Source organism: Streptomyces carpinensis, assembly GCF_002154505.1.
Classification (GTDB): domain Bacteria; phylum Actinomycetota; class Actinomycetes; order Streptomycetales; family Streptomycetaceae; genus Streptomyces; species Streptomyces carpinensis.
Genome location: NZ_MUBM01000151.1, coordinates 1 through 15,540, shown reverse-complemented (window position 1 = coordinate 15,540; position 15,540 = coordinate 1). Strand labels below are relative to the sequence as shown.

Here is a 15,540-nt window from a genome sequence, read left to right as displayed (position 1 = left end):
GGTGGACTTATGGTTCTACCAATTCGCCACCCCCTAATGCCCTGTCAGCGCATGCCACGCTGCACGAACCGATCAGGAAGGGCCGCCGCATGGCCAAGGACGCGATCGTCAACGACTCGCTGGCCGCGAAGTTCGCCACTGAGAAGGAATCCCCCTACACCCGCTGGGTGGCCGCCGAAGGGCTGGACATCATCGCCGCCCACTACATTCCCGACCTGCGTACGGTCGAGCTGAAGCCGTGGGAGCGGCGCGGCGGGCGGGGCGTGTTCATCAACCACGAGGCGACCCGCACCTCCAACGACTGCTACGTCTGCGAGATCCCCGCCGGCGGGAAGCTCGCGCCGCAGCGGCAACTGTTCGAGGAGATGATCCTCGTCCTCGACGGCCAGGGCTCGACGAAGGTCTGGAACGACGCCGGCGCCGAGGTCACCTTCGAGTGGCAGGCGGGCTCGATGTTCGCCATTCCCCTCAACGCGCACCACCAGCACTTCAACGGGTCCGGGCGCAAGGCGGCACGCTTCGTCTCCTCGACGAACATGCCTCCCGTCATCAACCTCTACGGCGACGCCGAATTCGTCTTCGGCACCCCGCACGACTTTCCGGACCGCTTCGACGGCGAGCCCGACTACTTCTCCCCCAAGGGCGAGCAGAAGGGACTGCTGCTCGACACCAACTTCGTCGCCGACGCGATCAACCTCCCGCTGATCGAGGCCAAGGAGCGGGGCGCCGGCGGCGGACACATCCGCTTCGCGATGGCCAAGGGCTCGATGAACAGCCACATCTCGCAGTTCCCGACGGCCACCTACAAGAAGGGCCACCGGCACGGTCCGGGCGCCCACGTCATCATTCTCTCCGGCGAGGGCTACAGCCTGATGTGGCCCGAGGGTGAGGAGCCCCGGCGCTACGAGTGGGGTCCGGGCACGCTGATCGTGCCGCCCAACATGTGGTTCCACCAGCACTTCAACACCGGCACCGAGCCGGGCCGCTATCTCGCCTTCAAGCACGAGGTGGTCTCCGTGCGCAATGCCCAGGGCGTGCCGAAGGCCTGGATCAGCCGGCGTATCGGCGGCGACCAGATCGACTACGCCGACGAGTCGACGTACGTGCGCGAGACGTTCCGCGAGGCGCTCGCCAAGCACGGCATGGAGCCGCGGATGGACGCCGTCTACGAGGCGGAGCTCGCCACGCTCCCGCCGAAGCCGGAGCCGTCCGCCACCGTCTGAGGAATTCGTCCGACGTCCACAAGGAGCGGGATCGATGCGGCACGCCGAAGAACACAACCATGACGACGGGGTGCGCACGGTCCACTCGGCGTACCTCCCTGACCACGATCACGTGCACGACGACGAGGCATACGGTGTCCTGGAGGACAATCCGATCTGGCAGCAGGACAACGTCACGCTGCACAGCGTGGGCATCGACATCGGCTCCTCGGGCACCCAGGTCCTCTTCTCCCGTCTGCACCTGCGGCGCATCGGCGAGGACCTGACGAGCCGTTACCTGGTGGTGCGGCGCGAGACGCTGCACCGCTCCCCCGTGGAGCTCACACCGTACGCCGACGACGAGCACATCGACGCCGATGCCCTCGGGGCGATCATCGACGCCGCCTACCAGGAGGCGGCCGTCGACCCGGCGCGCGTGGACACCGGGGTGGTGATCCTCACCGGCGAGGCGCTGCGCCGCCGCAACGCGGAGGCGATCGCCGGTGTCCTCGCCGAGCACGGGGGGGAACTGGTCACCGCGAGCGCCGGCCACCACATGGAGGCGATGCTCGCGGCCTACGGGTCGGGCGCGGCCAAGGTCTCCTACGACACCGGGCAGCGCATCCTCAACATCGACATCGGTGGCGGGACCACCAAGCTGGCCGTACTGGAGGCGGGACGTGTCACGGCCACCGCGGCCGTCCACGTCGGCGGCCGGCTGCAGGTGGTCGACGGCGCCGGGCGCATCGTCCGGCTCGACCCGGCGGGCGCGGAGCACGCCGCCCGCGCCGGCTTCAACTGGAAGGCCGGCGACACCGCCCGGCCCGACGAGCTCGACCGTGTGGCGGAGTCGATGGTAGACGCCCTCGTGGCCGCCGTCACCGCCGATCCGCTGCCGCCCCACATCCGCGAGCTGTACCTCACCGAGCCGCTGCCGAGGGCCGGTGGCATCGACGCGGTGATGTTCTCCGGCGGAGTGGCGGAGTACGTCTACGGCCGCGAGGAGACCGACTTCGGCGATCTCGGCCGTCGCCTGGGCCGCGCGCTCGCTCGGCGGGTGCACGCCGGTGCGCTGCCGTATCCCCTGCTGCCGCCGGGCGAGTGCATCCGGGCGACCGCACTCGGCGCCTCGGAGTACAGCGTCCAGCTGAGCGGCAACACCGGCTTCGTCTCCGACCCCGGCGCCCTGCTGCCGCGCCGTAACCTCCAGGTCGTCAGGCCCCACTACCGGCTGGGCGAGACGGTCGACGCCGAGGCGGTGGCCGCCGCGATCCGCCGGCATCTGATCGCCCTCGACGTCGCGCAGACCGGCGCGGACGTCGCCCTCGCACTGTCGTGGAGCGGGCCGTCCAGCCACGAGAGGCTGCTGCCCTTCGCGCGGGGCATCCGGGACGCCCTCGACGAGCGGACCGCCGCGGGAAGGCCGCTGTACGTCGTACTCGACGGGGACGTCGCCCTGACCCTCGGCAGGCTGCTGCGCGAGGAACTGGACGTCACCGCCGACCTGATGGTCGTCGACGGGCTGAGTCTGCGCGACTTCGACTACGTGGACCTCGGACGGCTGCGGCATCCGTCGAACACGGTACCGGTCACGATCAAGTCCCTTGTCTTCGAACAGGAGGCGACCGGCGCGGGCGGCCCCGCATCATAACAATGGAGTAAAGCTCCCGATATATGGTTAGACCATCATACCTCAGTTCCTGTTTCATGCAGAAAACAGATCCCGGACGGACAACGAGCCGCGACCGTTCGCCGGCGGGCCGGCGATTCTTCACCCGCCGCCGCGACTGCACGCTCCCCACACACCGTGCCCTCTCGTCCGTCCCCCGAGCCGTTCGCCTCGTCCAAGGAGTGTGCGATGCGTCAAGGTGCTCTCCCCGCCGGTCTGCTGGCCGCCGGGCTCCTCCTCACCGGCTGCGGCGCCTCCCCGACGACGGGCGCCGCAAGCTCCGCCCCCGCCAAGAATCCCTACGCCGCCTACGAGTCGCTCACGGGCCAGCAGCGCACGAGCAAGCTGCTGGCCGACGCCAAGCGCGAGGGTGGCGTGCTCGACCTGTACACCTCCAACACCGACATCCAGGACCTCGTCGACGGCTTCCAGAAGGCCTACCCCGGCGTCAAGGTCCATGCCTTCCGCGCCAACTCCGAGACGGTCCTGCAGCGGGCGCTGCAGGAGAATCAGGCGAACAAGCCGCAGAACGACGTCATGGACACCAACGACCTCGAGCTGCGCGCCCTCGACTCCCAGCACCTGCTCCAGCCCTACGACGGCCCGGCCTCGACGGGGCTGAAGGACGCCGCGAAGAACCTCGGCGGCTGGACGGCGGAGCGCTTCAACGCCTTCGTCGTCGGCTGGAACACCGACCTGGTCAAGAAGGGGCAGGAGCCCAAGCAGTTCGCCGACTTCGCCGACCCGAAGTGGAAGGGCAAGCTGTCCGTCGAGGTCGGCGACTGGGACTGGTATGCCTCGATGCACACCTACCTGACAGAGCAGAAGCACATGAGCCCGGCGGCCGCGGACGCCCTGTTCAAGAAGATCGCCGCCAACGTGAAGGTGACCAAGGGCCACACGGTGCAGGGCGAACAGCTCAGCGCCGGCCAGTTCGCCGTGGCCCTGTCTGTGTACAGCCACACCGTCGACAAGGCGGCCAAGAAGGGCGCGCCGGTGGCCTGGCGGCCCGCCGTCGAGCCGGTGATCCTCAGGCCCAACGGCGTGGCACTCATGGCCCGCCCGCGTCACCCCGCCGCCGCCCTGCTGTGGGTCGACTGGGTCCTCGGCGACGGGCAGAAGACCATCGCCAAGTCACTGCGCATCCCGGCGGCCAAGAGCGTTCCCGGCTACCGGGACCCGGTCCCGCCCGGCACCAAGACCTACAGCCTCTCGAAGACCGCCGAAACCGACACCAAGAAGTGGAACACCGCCTACGACGCGCTCCTGCGCGGCGTCCCCGCGGCCGGCTGACCGCACCCCCATACCTCCCCATTGCCCTTCCCCAGGAGAGCACCGCATGAGGACCCGTAACACCACCCTCGCCGTGACCGGAGCGCTGGTCGCGGCCGCCGCCACCGGGTGCGGCGGCGCCGTCACCACGGCCGCACCCGCCAAAGCGGACGGCGCGTACACGCAGATCGCCGCGCTTCCCAAGGACCAGCAGGTCGCCAAGGCCCAAGAGCTGGCCGCCAAGGAGGGCAAGACGCTCTCCCTGTACACCTCGATGACCGCGGACATCGCCACGCCCGTCGCGCAGGCCTTCGAGAAGAAGTACGGCATCCATGTCAGCGTCTTCCGTGGCAACTCCGAGACCGTGCTGCAGCGGGCCATGCAGGAGTCGCAGGCCGGCAAGGCGGGCGCCGACGCGGTGGAGACCAACTTCCTGGAGATGACGGCGCTGTCCGGCAACGGCCTGCTGGCGGACTTCAAAGGCTCCGCGCTCGACAAGGTCGAGTCGGCTGGCAAGTTCGACCACTGGACGGCCAGCCGGTTCAACGTCTTCCAGCCCGCCTGGAACACCGACCTGATCAAGCCCGGGAACGAACCTCAGAGCTGGGAGGACCTGGCCCAGCCCAAGTACAAGGGCAAGCTCACCCTCGAGGTCAGCGACAGCGACTGGTTCGAAAACGTCACCAAGTACTGGCTGGGCCACGGCAAGTCGCAGGCCCAGGTGGACACGCTGTGGAAGGCCATCGCCGCCAACGCCAAGGTGGCCAAGGGCCACACCACGATGATGCAGTTCCTCTCCGCGGGCCAGCAGCCGATCGAGGCGATGAACTACACGTACATCACCGACCGGGCCGCGCAGAAGGGCGCTCCCGTCACCCACCTGCCCAGGAGCGGGGTGTCCAAGATTCCGGCCTTCGCCCGGCCCAACGGCGTCGGCATGCTCAAGAACGCCAAGCACCCGGCAACGGCCTGGCTGTTCTACAACTGGCTGCTGACGGACGGCCAGAAGGAACTGGTCAAGCTCGGCCTCACCCCGTCGACGAAGGTCCCCGGCGACAACAGCCTGCGCGGCCTGACGCTCGTCCCGTTCGACGTCAAGGGCCTGAGCAAGGACGACGGCAGCTGGGACAAGAAGTACGACGCGCTGTTGCGTGGCGTCGCCAGCTCGGGGAAGTGACGCGCGATGACCCTCGCTCCCACCTCCACGACCGCACAGAACAACGGCCCCGGCACCGGCCCCGCCCCGGGGACCGGGACGGACGGACAGGGAGGCCGCCTCCTGAGGCTGCTGCGCCGCCCGCTGTCCATGCAGGGCCTGCTGGTCGGCGGTGCCGTGGTCGTCGTCGGCTATCTTGCGATCGTGCCGCTGGGCTACCTCATCCACGACACCTTCCTCAGCGCCGACGGCCACGGCATCTCCTTCGACGCCTTCTCCCGGGCCTACGGCGGCAACTCGCAGTCCGGCGAGATGATGCTCAACTCGCTGTGGTTCGCATTGGGTTCGGCCGCACTCGCGCTGATCCTCGGCACAGCCCTGGCGTATGTGCAGGTCCGCACGGACACCCCGTTCAAAGGCCTGTTCTTCGCCGCGTCACTGGTGCCGCTGATCGTCCCAGGCATCCTCTACGCCACGTCCTGGATCTTCCTCGGGGACCCGGAGAGCGGGTTGATCAACTCCCTGATCTTCAAGCCCCTGTTCGGTTCGTCGCCGGTCAACATCTACAGCGTGTGGGGAATGATCTGGGTCCAGGGGCTGCACCTTGCCCCGGTCGCGTTCCTGCTCATGGTGGCCGCCTTCCGTGCCATGGACCCCTCCCTGGAGGAGTCCGCCGCCATGTCCGGGGCGAGCCGGCTCACCGTGCTGCGTCGCGTGACCATCCCCCTGCTGCGGCCGGCCATGATCTCCGCGGCCCTGCTGATGTTCGTGCAGTCCCTGGAGAGCTTCGAAGTGCCCGGCCTGCTCGGACTGCAGAACGGCATCTACGTCTTCACCAGCCGCATCTACTTCGTGCTGCGGGCCTACCCCGTCGACTACGGCGCGGCCGGCGCCTACGCGATCGGCCTGCTGGTCATCGCGGTCCTCGGCGTACTGCTCTCCAGCTGGCTGCAGCGCTCCTCGCGCAACTTCCAGACCGTGACCGGCAAGGCCTTCCGGCCCCGTCCGGTCGAACTCGGCCGCGCCCGCCCGTTGGTCGGCGCCGGGGTCATCCTCTACTTCCTGCTCACCGTGGTCCTCCCGGTCGCCGTGCTCGTCTACGCCTCCCTGCTGAAGTACTACGCGGCGCCGACCAGCAAGACCCTCAGCCAGATGACGCTGAGCAACTACCGCGCCGTCTTCGACATGCCGCTGGCGTTCACCGCCCTGAAGAACTCCCTGATCGTCGGAGTGGGCGCGGCGACGGCGGTGATGATCCTCACCGCGATCGTCGCCTGGGTCGTGCTGCGCACCAAGGCCCCCGGGCGACGGCTGCTCGACCTGCTGGCCTTCACCCCGATCGTCATCCCCGGCCTGGTCCTCGGCCTGGCGCTGGCGTTCGTCTACCTGCGGATGTCACTGCCGATCTACGGCACCCTGCTCATCCTGCTGATCTCGTACTGCACCCGCTACCTGCCCTACGGCATGCGCTACTCCTCCGCCGCGATGGCACAGATGTCGCCGGAGCTGGAGGAGTCGGCGGCGGTGTCCGGCGCGTCGTGGTTCCAGACCTTCCGCCGTGTGCTGCTGCCGCTGATGAGCGGCGGCATCCTGGCCGGCTGGGTCTACATCCTCGTCGTGTCCTTCCGCGAGCTGTCCAGCACCATCCTGCTCTACAGCCCCGGCAAGGAGGTCCTGTCGGTGCTGATCTGGGAGCAGTTCGAGAACGGCCAGTTCACCACCCTCGCCGCGCTCGGCGTGTGCATGGTCCTCCTGCTCGTCGTCCTCGTCTCCATTGCCTACCGCCTGGGTGCCCGCTTCGGGCTGCAGAGCGACTCCGCGAACTGATCGAAGGGACCCTCAGCGATGTTGACGGTCGAATCCCTCAAGAAGAGCTACGACGACACCTCCGCGCGCGCCTCGAAGCGCCGGTCCGGTCAGGGCGCGCGCGTGTACGCCGTGGGCGGGGTCGACTTCGAGGTGCACGACGGCGAACTGTTCACCCTGCTCGGCCCTTCCGGCTGCGGAAAGACCACCACGCTGCGCTCGGTGGCCGGTCTGGAGCGCCCCACCGAGGGACGGGTCACGCTCGGCGGCCGCGTGCTGTTCGACGCCGCGCAGAAGATCAACATGCACGCCAACCAACGCGGTCTCGGCATGGTCTTCCAGTCGTACGCCATCTGGCCGCACATGTCGGTGTTCAAGAACGTGTCGTTCCCGCTGGAGGTGATGCCCCGTGCCAAGCGGCCCGCCCGCAAGGAGATCGAGGACCTCGTCGGGCAGGCCCTCGAGGTCACCGAGCTCGCCGCCTACGCCGGCCGCCCCGCCACCAAGCTCTCAGGCGGCCAGCAACAGCGCCTGGCCCTGGCCCGTGCGCTGGTGACCCGGCCCGAGCTGATGCTGCTTGACGAGCCGCTGTCCAACCTGGACGCCAAGCTGCGCGAGTCGATGCGCTTCGAGCTCAAGCGGCTGCAGCGGGAGCTGAACCTCACCGCGATCTATGTGACGCACGACCAGTCCGAGGCACTGGTGATGTCCAACCGCATCGCGGTGATGAACCAGGGCCGCATCGAGCAGATCGGCAAGCCCCGCGAGATCTACACCAAGCCCGCCACCCGGTTCGTCGCCGAGTTCATCGGCACCTCCAACTTCATGGAGGGCAAGGTCGTCGCGGCCTCGTCGGGCGAGGTGAGCGTGGACACCGCGCAAGGCCGCATGGTCGCCCACGGCGTGGAGCGGACCCCGGTGGTCGGGGACCCGGTGCTGGTCTCGATCCGGCCCGAGTGCGTCGACCTGTCCCGCGAGCGGCGCGGAAACGTGCCCAACGAGTGGTCGGGCACGGTCCTCACCCGCGCCTTCCTGGGCGACGTCGTCGACCACATCGTGGGCGTCGGAGAACTGGAGATCCGCAACCGCTCCAACCCCACCCTGTCCATCCCGCCGGGAACCGAGGTCCACTTCTCGGTCGCCCCGGACAAGGTGACCCTGGTCCCGGTCGACTGACCCATGGCGATACCCGAGGTACTGCGCAACCGCGACTTCGACCTCTACTGGGGCGGCGTCATCCTGTCCCAGATCGGGACCCGGGGCGCCGTCGCCGCCAACCTGTACCAGGTCTACCAGCTCACCGGTTCCACCGCGCAGGTCGGGCTGGTGGGCCTGGCCCAGGCGGTGGCCCTGCTGGTGCTGTCCCCGGCCGGCGGCATCTATGCCGACCGGCTGGACCGGCGCCGGCTGCTGCAGGTCACGCAGGGGGTGGCGCTGCTGGTCTCGACGGGGATCGGCGCCCTCACCCTGGCGGGTTCCGCCACGGTCTGGGCGGTCGTCGCCTCCTCGCTGCTGGCCACGGCGGCGGCGACCTTCGACCAGCCGGCCCGGCAGGCGCTCATCCCGGCGATGGTGCCGAAGGAGCGGCTCGTCGAGGCCTTCACCCTGCTCAACCCCTCGCGCGAGCTGGCGGTCCTGGTGGGCCCCGCGCTCGCCGGCGGGCTGATCGCCGTCGGCGGGCCGGGGGCCGTCTACGTCTTCGACGCCGTCACCTACGCCGCCCTGGTCGCCGTGCTGGCCGTCCTGCGCGTGCCACCGCTGCGCGTCGACGGCGCGCGGCCCTCGCTGTGGGACAGCCTCCGGGACGGCGTGCGGTACGTGGCCGAGCGGCCCGTGGTCTGGCAGCTCATGGGCCTGGACCTGACGGCCACGGTGTTCGGCGCGTACCGGGTGCTGCTGCCCGCCTTCGCCTCGAACATCCTGCACGTGGGCGCCACCGGCTACGGCCTGCTGTCGGCGGCCCCTTCGGCCGGGGCGCTGATCGGGTCGGTGTGGGTCTTCCGGCTGGTGCGCACCGCCCACGCCGGGCGGATCGTGCTGTGGGGTACGGCCGCGTACGGCCTGGCCGTCGTCGCCCTCGCCCAGTCCCGCGCCTTCTGGGTGGCCGCCGTCGCGGCCGTCGCCCTGGGCGCCGCGGACGCTGTCGCCACCACCGTGCGTCATGCCGCCGTTCAGGTGGAGACGCCGGACGAGCTGCGCGGCCGTGTCTCGGCCATCTACCAGATGTGCTCCCGCGGTGGCCCCGCGCTCGGCGACTCTCTGATGGGCGCGGCCGCCGGCGCGCTCGGTCCGGTCGTCGCGCTCACCCTCGGCGGGCTGGTGCCGGCCCTCGTCTCGGGCGGAAGCGCCGCCCGCAGCCGCACGGTGCGCGAGTACCGCGTCGAGACCGCCCCGGCCACTGCTTCCTGACCTCCCCCCTTCATCAACCTCCTGTGAGGAGACATGCCGAGTACGCACACCGCGACCGGAGTCACCCATCACCACGTCCAGAGACGACGCGCCGCCCTTATCGAGGCGTGACGCAAGAACCAGCGCACCGTCGTCGCCCTCGATGACGTCGCAATACACCCCACCGAGACACACCCCAGCGAGCGGAGTGGCCGCGTCGGCGTCTACGTCGGTATTCGTGGTGGCCCGCTGGACCGAGATCGACGGCAAGCGGGTTGACTGGGTTCCGGACGACTCTCTGCACCTGCCGGCCTGGGCATGGGGCCGCAGCGGCAACGACGGGGACACCGCCTCGCGTTACCTCACCTTCTCCGGCGCACCGCTGCCGGAGACGATGGGCACGGCCGTCCCGGAGGACACGGTCATCGTCGGTCCACGGGTCAAGGAGCCGCTGCGACCGCCGTCCTCGTGCTCCGGCACCTGCGGCGGCTCGCGGGCTCGCCAGTGGCCCCGCACGGTCTGTCGGTGCCGGCCGGCCCGCCCGACACCGGCAAGGTCACCCTGGCCCAGGGCCTCACCCAGGCCGCCGCGCGCACCCTCGCCCCGCACGGCGTGACCACCCTCGTCGAGGTCGATCCGCACGCCTTGCCGAGCGAGATGCTGGGGCGAGAGCCGGCGCGCGGTCTCCCGGCTGTTCCCCGAGACGCTGCCGGGACCGGCCGCGCGCCGTCCCCATACGCTGGTCCTGGTCGACGAGGTCGAGAGGCCGGCGATGCGCCGCCACGCGGCGCCCTTCGACACCAATCCGGTCGACGTGCACCGGGCGGCGGACGCCGAGAACCGCGGCCTCGACGCGCTGCGGGCCGGGCGTCCACGGACCCTCCTCGTGGGCGCGACGGACTTCACCGAGGCCGTCGACGAGGCGCTTCTCTCCCGCACCGACCTGGTGGTACGCGGAACCGCCCGAGGAGTCGGCGGTGCCGCGGATCGTCGCCGACTCGTTGCGCCCCCTCGCCGCCCAGTGGCCCGAACTGAGGCATCCTGCGGAGGATCGCGCGGTGCACCAGCCGGTGGGAAAGCTGCTGACCGGACTGGATGGGCGGCGGTCCGCAGGACCGTGCACGGGGCGTTCGCCCTCCGCCCGGACCCGGCCCGTCTGAGTCTGGACGATCTCCTCGCCGCGGCTGAGGAGGTGGCAGCGGACCGCGTGTGACGCGGACGCACGGCGTGCTTCGGCCCCACACCCGTCAGGACGGGGTGGGGCCGAAGCGTTCTGGCGGGCCTGGAGTGTTCCGGTCAGGCGCCGGGCGCCGACTGGTACTCGGGGGCGTCCTCCATGAAGTGCACCGTGTCGTAACCGAGGTGCTTGAAGACGCGGTTCTGCGCGGACAGCACCCGCAGGGGCGTGCCGTCGTAGGCGAAGAGCTGGCACACGTGGTTCTGCGGCACGTACAGCGTGTCGCCCTTGGTGATCTCGTGCCGGGTCGGCTCCAGCGCGACGCGCGCGTAGTACTTCTCGGCGATCTCCGCCTCGACCTCCCACTGCAGGGCGTACCCGCCCCCGTCGAGGACGTAGAGCACCTCGTCGGCCATCTTCCAGTACCGTCCGGAGCGGCTGCCGGCCGGGACGTCGAGCTCGAAGGCGTCGACGGAGAAGATGCGGGCGTCGGTGCGCTCGGGCGAGGACAGCACGCGGACCCGGCCGAGCGGGGTGGTCTCCCAGGTGGTGTCGGCCGGCTTGATGACCTTCTTGCGGTCGCCGACGCCCGGCGTCCAGATACGTGACCAGTCCTCGCGGGGCCCGAACTCGTCCTCGTTCTCGATGGGGCCGCTGCGACCCTGCTGCCACAGGCCCATGAACATCCAGGTGCTCTTGGCCTTCACCACCAGTGCGGTGGCGGTCTCGTCGTAGGGGTTGAAGTGACGGTGCACGGAGTCGGTGTGGACGAAGACGAGGTCGTCCTTGGCCCAGTCGTAGCGCTGGTCGTCGTGGATCTCGTAGCCGCGGCCCTGCAGGATGTAGAAAGCCGCCTCGTTCTGGTGGCCGTGCCCGTGGTTGCTAGACTGCGGCGGCAGCTCGACGAAGTGGACCTGGATGGTCTGGGTGAGGAAGTCCTCGTCACCCGGGCCGACCCGCCACCACGTCTTGGACTTCTCGCTGTCGCCGGAGTGGGCCACCTTCGCGTCGTCGACGACGACGGAGTCGTCACGCACCCGTTTGACGGCCAGTTGCCGGCGACGGTACTCGCCCAGCCCGTATGTCTCCGAGGTCAGGCCGCGGACGAAGACGCGCCCCTTCTTGCCCATGGTGCCTCCTGTGATGGCCGTAGGCCTGTGATCACCTGTTGGTCTAACCATAATGCCTTAACGCCGGACACAAAAGGGCCCCGGACCCAACCGGGTCCGGGGCCGGCCCACTTCGACCTCACTTGCCGGAGCGTTCACCCTTCACCCGGGACGCCGTCCGCTTCAGGTGGGTGCGCATGATCTCCGTCGCCGCCTCGGCGTCACGCGCGGCGAGCGCCTCGACGAAGGCGCGGTGCTCCTTCGAGCCCTTCTGTCCCATCCGGGGCTCGATACTCTGCGCCTCGCGCAGGCTCATGAGCATCGGGCCGTGGAAGGACTGCACGAGCATCTCGATCGCGGCGTTGTGCGTGCACGCCGCCACTCGCGTGTGGAAGTCGGCGGACATCTCCATGTCGTACGTTCCCTGCTTGACCGCCTCCGCGTGCTCGTCGCACAGGGCACGCAGCGCGTCGAGGTCCTCGTCGGTGGCGCGCTCGACGATGAGGGGCACGATGCCCAACTCGAAGACGAGCCTGGCCTCGGTCACCTCGGCCGCGGTCACCGGCGACAGGGACAGCAGATCGGCGAGGCCCTCACCCACCCGGCGCGAGGACGGCGCCGTCACGAACGCACCACCGCGGGCGCCTACGCGGATCTCCACGAGTCCGCTGGCCTCCAGGCTGCGCAGCGCCTCCCGCACGGTCACCCGGCTGACGCCGAACTGCGTACACAGATCGCGCTCGCTGGGCAGCCGGTCGCCGGGCTGCAGGTGCTCCTCCTTGAGCAGCGTTCGAATCTGGTCGACGATCAGCTGGGAGACACGGCTGGAGGAGACCGTCTTGAACAGGCCCTCGGGCGCGGCGGTCCGCTTGGCCGGCGTCGCGTCTTCGTTCTCAGCACGCCGAGCATGGCTGGGTCGGGATGGCATGAGGACATTCTCCCATGAGCGGGCGCTTCGTTGACCAGGTCCTCGACAGTGGCTTAAAGTCATACCAACAGACCAATAGAGAACGGGCGAATCCTGGTGGAGTCGTACGAAGCACTGCGCGAACGCGTCGCCGTCGCCTGCCGCGTCCTCGCCGTCACCGGCCTGGTGGAGCACATCCTCGGACATGTCAGCGCCCGGACCGGCGACCAGACCCTCCTGGTCCGCGGCCGCGGTCCCGAGGAGCGCGGCCTGGCCTTCACCACGGTCGGCGACGTCCAGGAGGTGGACCTCGACGGAGAGGGCGAGACACCCCCGGGGTGGTCCGCGCCGAGCGAGCTGCCCATCCATGCCGAGGTGCTGCGCGCACGGCCGGAGGTCACCGCCGTGGTCCACGCGCATCCGCCCGCCGTGGTCGCCGCCTCCGTCGCGGACCTGCCCTGGCTGCCTCTCGTCGGCTCCTACGACATTCCGGCGGCCCGGCTCGCGCACGACGGCATCCCCGTCTGGCCCCGCTCGGCCCTGATCCGCCACCGGGACCTCGCCGAGCAGATGGTCTCCTCTCTCGGGGACCGCCCCGTCGTCGTCCTGCGCGGGCACGGGCTCGTCTCCGTCGGCACCGGCGATCCACGCCATGCCGTGGCGGAGGCCATGACCCGGGCCCTCGCGGTGGACTCGCTGGCCCGCACCACCCTCGCCGTCGCAGCCACCGGCGCACCGCTGCGGCCGATCCCGGACGAGGACGTCGCCGAACTGCCCGACCTCGGGCCCGCCTTCAACGTGTCGGCGATGTGGCGGCATCTCGCCGCACGGGCCGAGCACGAAGGTCCCGGCACACCCTTGCGGCCCTGACCGCCGCCAAGAGCGCCGAAGCCCCCTGGGCGCGGCCGGAGGGAGAAGCATGCTCGTCCTCGGCAACGACGTCACGGCCGCCGTGCTCACCATGACCGACGTGGTGCACGCGCTCGAGGAGGCCTACCGGGACCTGGCCGCCGGCACGGGAGTGTGCCGTCCCCGCATCGACCTGGCCCTGCCCCTGGACGACGAGCGCGTCTACCGGTGGGGGACGATGGAGGGCGGCTCGGCCCGCACCGGCTACGTCGCCCTGCGCATGAAGTCGGACGTGCTCACCGAGGCCGGTCCCCCGGGCCGCCGGACCCAGGAGAAGCACTGCGTGCGGCCGGGACTCTTCTGCGGACTGGTCCTCCTGATCGACGCGCGCACCGGTGAGCCCGTCGCGCTGCTCAACGACGGGCTGCTGCAGCACCTGCGGGTGGGCGCCGACTCGGCCATCGGCGTGCGCCACGCCGCCCGCGAGGACGCGCGCGTGCTGGGGATGCTGGGTTCGGGCGGCATGGCCCGCAGCCACGTCGAGGCCCTGCGGGCCGTGCGCCCGCTGGAACGCGTCCAGGTGTACAGCCCCACCCGGGCCCATCGCGACCGCTTCGCCGCCGAGATGCGCGAGCTGTACGGCCTGGACGCCGTGGCGGTCGACGAGCCGGAACTGGTCCACCGGGGCGCCGACATCGTGGCCGGCTGCACCGACGCCGTCGGCGACGTCGTCCTCGGACGCCATCTCCGGCCGGGAACCCACGTCACCTGCATCGGCGGAAGCCCGGACGCACAGGCGCGGCAGCGCTTCGACGTGTGGCTCAGGCTCGGCAGCGCCAGCGTGCCCTCGTCCGCGCCCGGCTGGGCGACCGAGGACGAATACGTGACCTATCGGGCCGACCCCGGCGCGGCCGTCTGGCGGCGCCACCGGCACGACCGGGGCATCCGCCGTCCGCCCGCCGACGCCCGGGTCGTCCACCTCGACGCGGTGCTGGCAGGCCGTGCCCGCGCCCGCGAGAGTGACGACCAGGTGACGTTCTCCGAGCGCGGCAACATCCAGGGCGCCCAGTTCCACGCCGTCGCGGCGATCGTCTACGAGCGCGCCCGCGAGCGCGGCCTGGGCCACGAGATCCCCCGCGGCTGGCTGCTGCAGGACATCCGCGACTGAACCGGCCGGTCTCGGGCAGGCGTCGGCCGGTGTGCGGCTGCCGCGGTGTCGGTGCTGCGCGGGGGCGGGCTACCGCCGGCACGACCTGGCCGTCGTCAGGGAAGGATCGCGTCGACGTATCCGCCGTCGACGCGAAGCGCACCGCCCGTCGTGGCGGACGCCAGGTCGGAGCTGAGGTACACCACCATGTTGGCGATCTCCTCGGGTTCGATGAGGCGTTGCAGCAGGGACTGGGGACGGTACTGCCGCATGAAGGTGCGCTGCGCCTCGTCCCACGGCAGGTCGCGGTCGACGAGCTGGTGGACGAAGTCCTCCACGCCCCTGGTGTGGGTCGGGCCCGCGATGACGGAGTTCACGGTGACCCCGGTGCCGGCGGCCTGCTTGGCGAAGCCGCGGGCCACGGCGAGCAGGGCGGTCTTGGACATGCCGTAGTGGATCATCTCGGCGGGAATCGCCACCGCCGAGTCGCTGCAGATGTACTGGATCCGGCCCCAGCCCCGCTCGGTCATCCGCGGCAGGTACGCCCGGGTGAGGCGGACAGCGGCGAGGACGTTCACCTCGAAGTAGCGGCGCCACTCCTCGTCGGTGATCTCCAGCGGGTCCTTGGCCCCGAAGATGCCGAGGTTGTTGATGAGGATGTCCACGTCCGGCAGTGTCTCCACGACGAGGGCGGCCCCGTCGTCCGAGGCGACGTCGGCGGCGAGGGGGACGAAGTCGCCCTCCGGCAGGTCGCCTTGGAGGCGTTCGACGGCCTCCTCGACCCTCCGCCGGTCGCGTCCGTTGATGCCCACCCGCGCCCCGGTCCGGGCCAGACCCGCCGCGATCGCGGCCCCGATG

General features: G+C 70.3%; 13 protein-coding genes. 9 read left to right on the top strand and 4 right to left on the bottom strand.

Annotated elements, in window-relative coordinates:
• Positions 1-89: 89 nt before the first annotated feature.
• From BZY54_RS20425 to BZY54_RS20395, 7 genes are all read left to right on the top strand, one after another.
• The gene (locus tag BZY54_RS20425; protein ID WP_086726628.1) at positions 90-1,223 is read left to right on the top strand and encodes a cupin domain-containing protein; all 1,134 of its coding nucleotides are present in this window, start codon (positions 90-92) and stop codon (positions 1,221-1,223) included.
• Positions 1,224-1,257: 34 nt separating this feature from the next.
• Positions 1,258-2,853 (top strand): ethanolamine ammonia-lyase reactivating factor EutA, encoded by a 1,596-nt coding sequence (locus tag BZY54_RS20420; protein ID WP_086726627.1) that lies wholly within the window; start codon positions 1,258-1,260, stop codon positions 2,851-2,853.
• Between the two features lie 207 nt (positions 2,854-3,060).
• The gene (locus BZY54_RS20415) at positions 3,061-4,164 is read left to right on the top strand and encodes an ABC transporter substrate-binding protein (RefSeq protein WP_086726626.1); all 1,104 of its coding nucleotides are present in this window, start codon (positions 3,061-3,063) and stop codon (positions 4,162-4,164) included.
• A gap of 46 nt (positions 4,165-4,210) precedes the next feature.
• On the top strand, positions 4,211-5,320 hold the full coding sequence (locus tag BZY54_RS20410) for an ABC transporter substrate-binding protein (protein ID WP_086726625.1): 1,110 nt from the start codon (positions 4,211-4,213) through the stop codon (positions 5,318-5,320).
• A gap of 6 nt (positions 5,321-5,326) precedes the next feature.
• The gene (locus tag BZY54_RS20405) at positions 5,327-7,126 is read left to right on the top strand and encodes an ABC transporter permease (RefSeq protein ID WP_086726624.1); all 1,800 of its coding nucleotides are present in this window, start codon (positions 5,327-5,329) and stop codon (positions 7,124-7,126) included.
• 18 nt (positions 7,127-7,144) lie between these two features.
• Positions 7,145-8,281, top strand: a complete 1,137-nt coding sequence (locus BZY54_RS20400) for an ABC transporter ATP-binding protein (protein WP_086726623.1) — start codon at positions 7,145-7,147, stop codon at positions 8,279-8,281.
• 3 nt (positions 8,282-8,284) lie between these two features.
• Entirely contained in the window at positions 8,285-9,514 is a 1,230-nt protein-coding gene (locus BZY54_RS20395; RefSeq protein WP_086726622.1) for an MFS transporter, read from the top strand.
• A 336-nt stretch (positions 9,515-9,850) separates the two neighbouring features.
• On the opposite strand, the gene BZY54_RS50920 is transcribed toward BZY54_RS20395, so the two are convergent.
• The 3 genes from BZY54_RS50920 to BZY54_RS20380 all read right to left on the bottom strand — a co-directional run bounded on the left by BZY54_RS50920 (position 9,851) and on the right by BZY54_RS20380 (position 12,707).
• Positions 9,851-10,135 (bottom strand): hypothetical protein, encoded by a 285-nt coding sequence (locus tag BZY54_RS50920; protein WP_158103886.1) that lies wholly within the window; start codon positions 10,133-10,135, stop codon positions 9,851-9,853.
• Positions 10,136-10,789: 654 nt separating this feature from the next.
• Positions 10,790-11,800, bottom strand: coding sequence for a cupin domain-containing protein (locus BZY54_RS20385; RefSeq protein WP_086726621.1), 1,011 nt, complete (start codon positions 11,798-11,800; stop codon positions 10,790-10,792).
• Positions 11,801-11,918: 118 nt separating this feature from the next.
• On the bottom strand, positions 11,919-12,707 hold the full coding sequence (locus BZY54_RS20380) for a FadR/GntR family transcriptional regulator (protein ID WP_086726620.1): 789 nt from the start codon (positions 12,705-12,707) through the stop codon (positions 11,919-11,921).
• Positions 12,708-12,803: 96 nt separating this feature from the next.
• Here BZY54_RS20380 and phtC point away from each other — a divergent pair, with 96 nt between their 5' ends.
• Both phtC and BZY54_RS20370 read left to right on the top strand, forming a co-directional pair.
• Complete coding sequence (gene phtC / locus BZY54_RS20375) at positions 12,804-13,556, top strand: 3,4-dihydroxyphthalate decarboxylase (RefSeq protein WP_244217250.1); 753 nt, start codon at positions 12,804-12,806, stop codon at positions 13,554-13,556.
• A 49-nt stretch (positions 13,557-13,605) separates the two neighbouring features.
• Positions 13,606-14,703, top strand: a complete 1,098-nt coding sequence (locus tag BZY54_RS20370; protein ID WP_086726618.1) for an ornithine cyclodeaminase family protein — start codon at positions 13,606-13,608, stop codon at positions 14,701-14,703.
• A 95-nt stretch (positions 14,704-14,798) separates the two neighbouring features.
• Here the strand turns inward: BZY54_RS20370 and BZY54_RS20365 are convergent, their stop codons facing one another.
• Positions 14,799-15,539: an SDR family NAD(P)-dependent oxidoreductase gene (locus BZY54_RS20365; protein WP_086726617.1), complete on the bottom strand. Its 741-nt coding sequence runs from the start codon at positions 15,537-15,539 to the stop codon at positions 14,799-14,801.
• Between the last annotated feature and the right edge of the window lies 1 nt (position 15,540).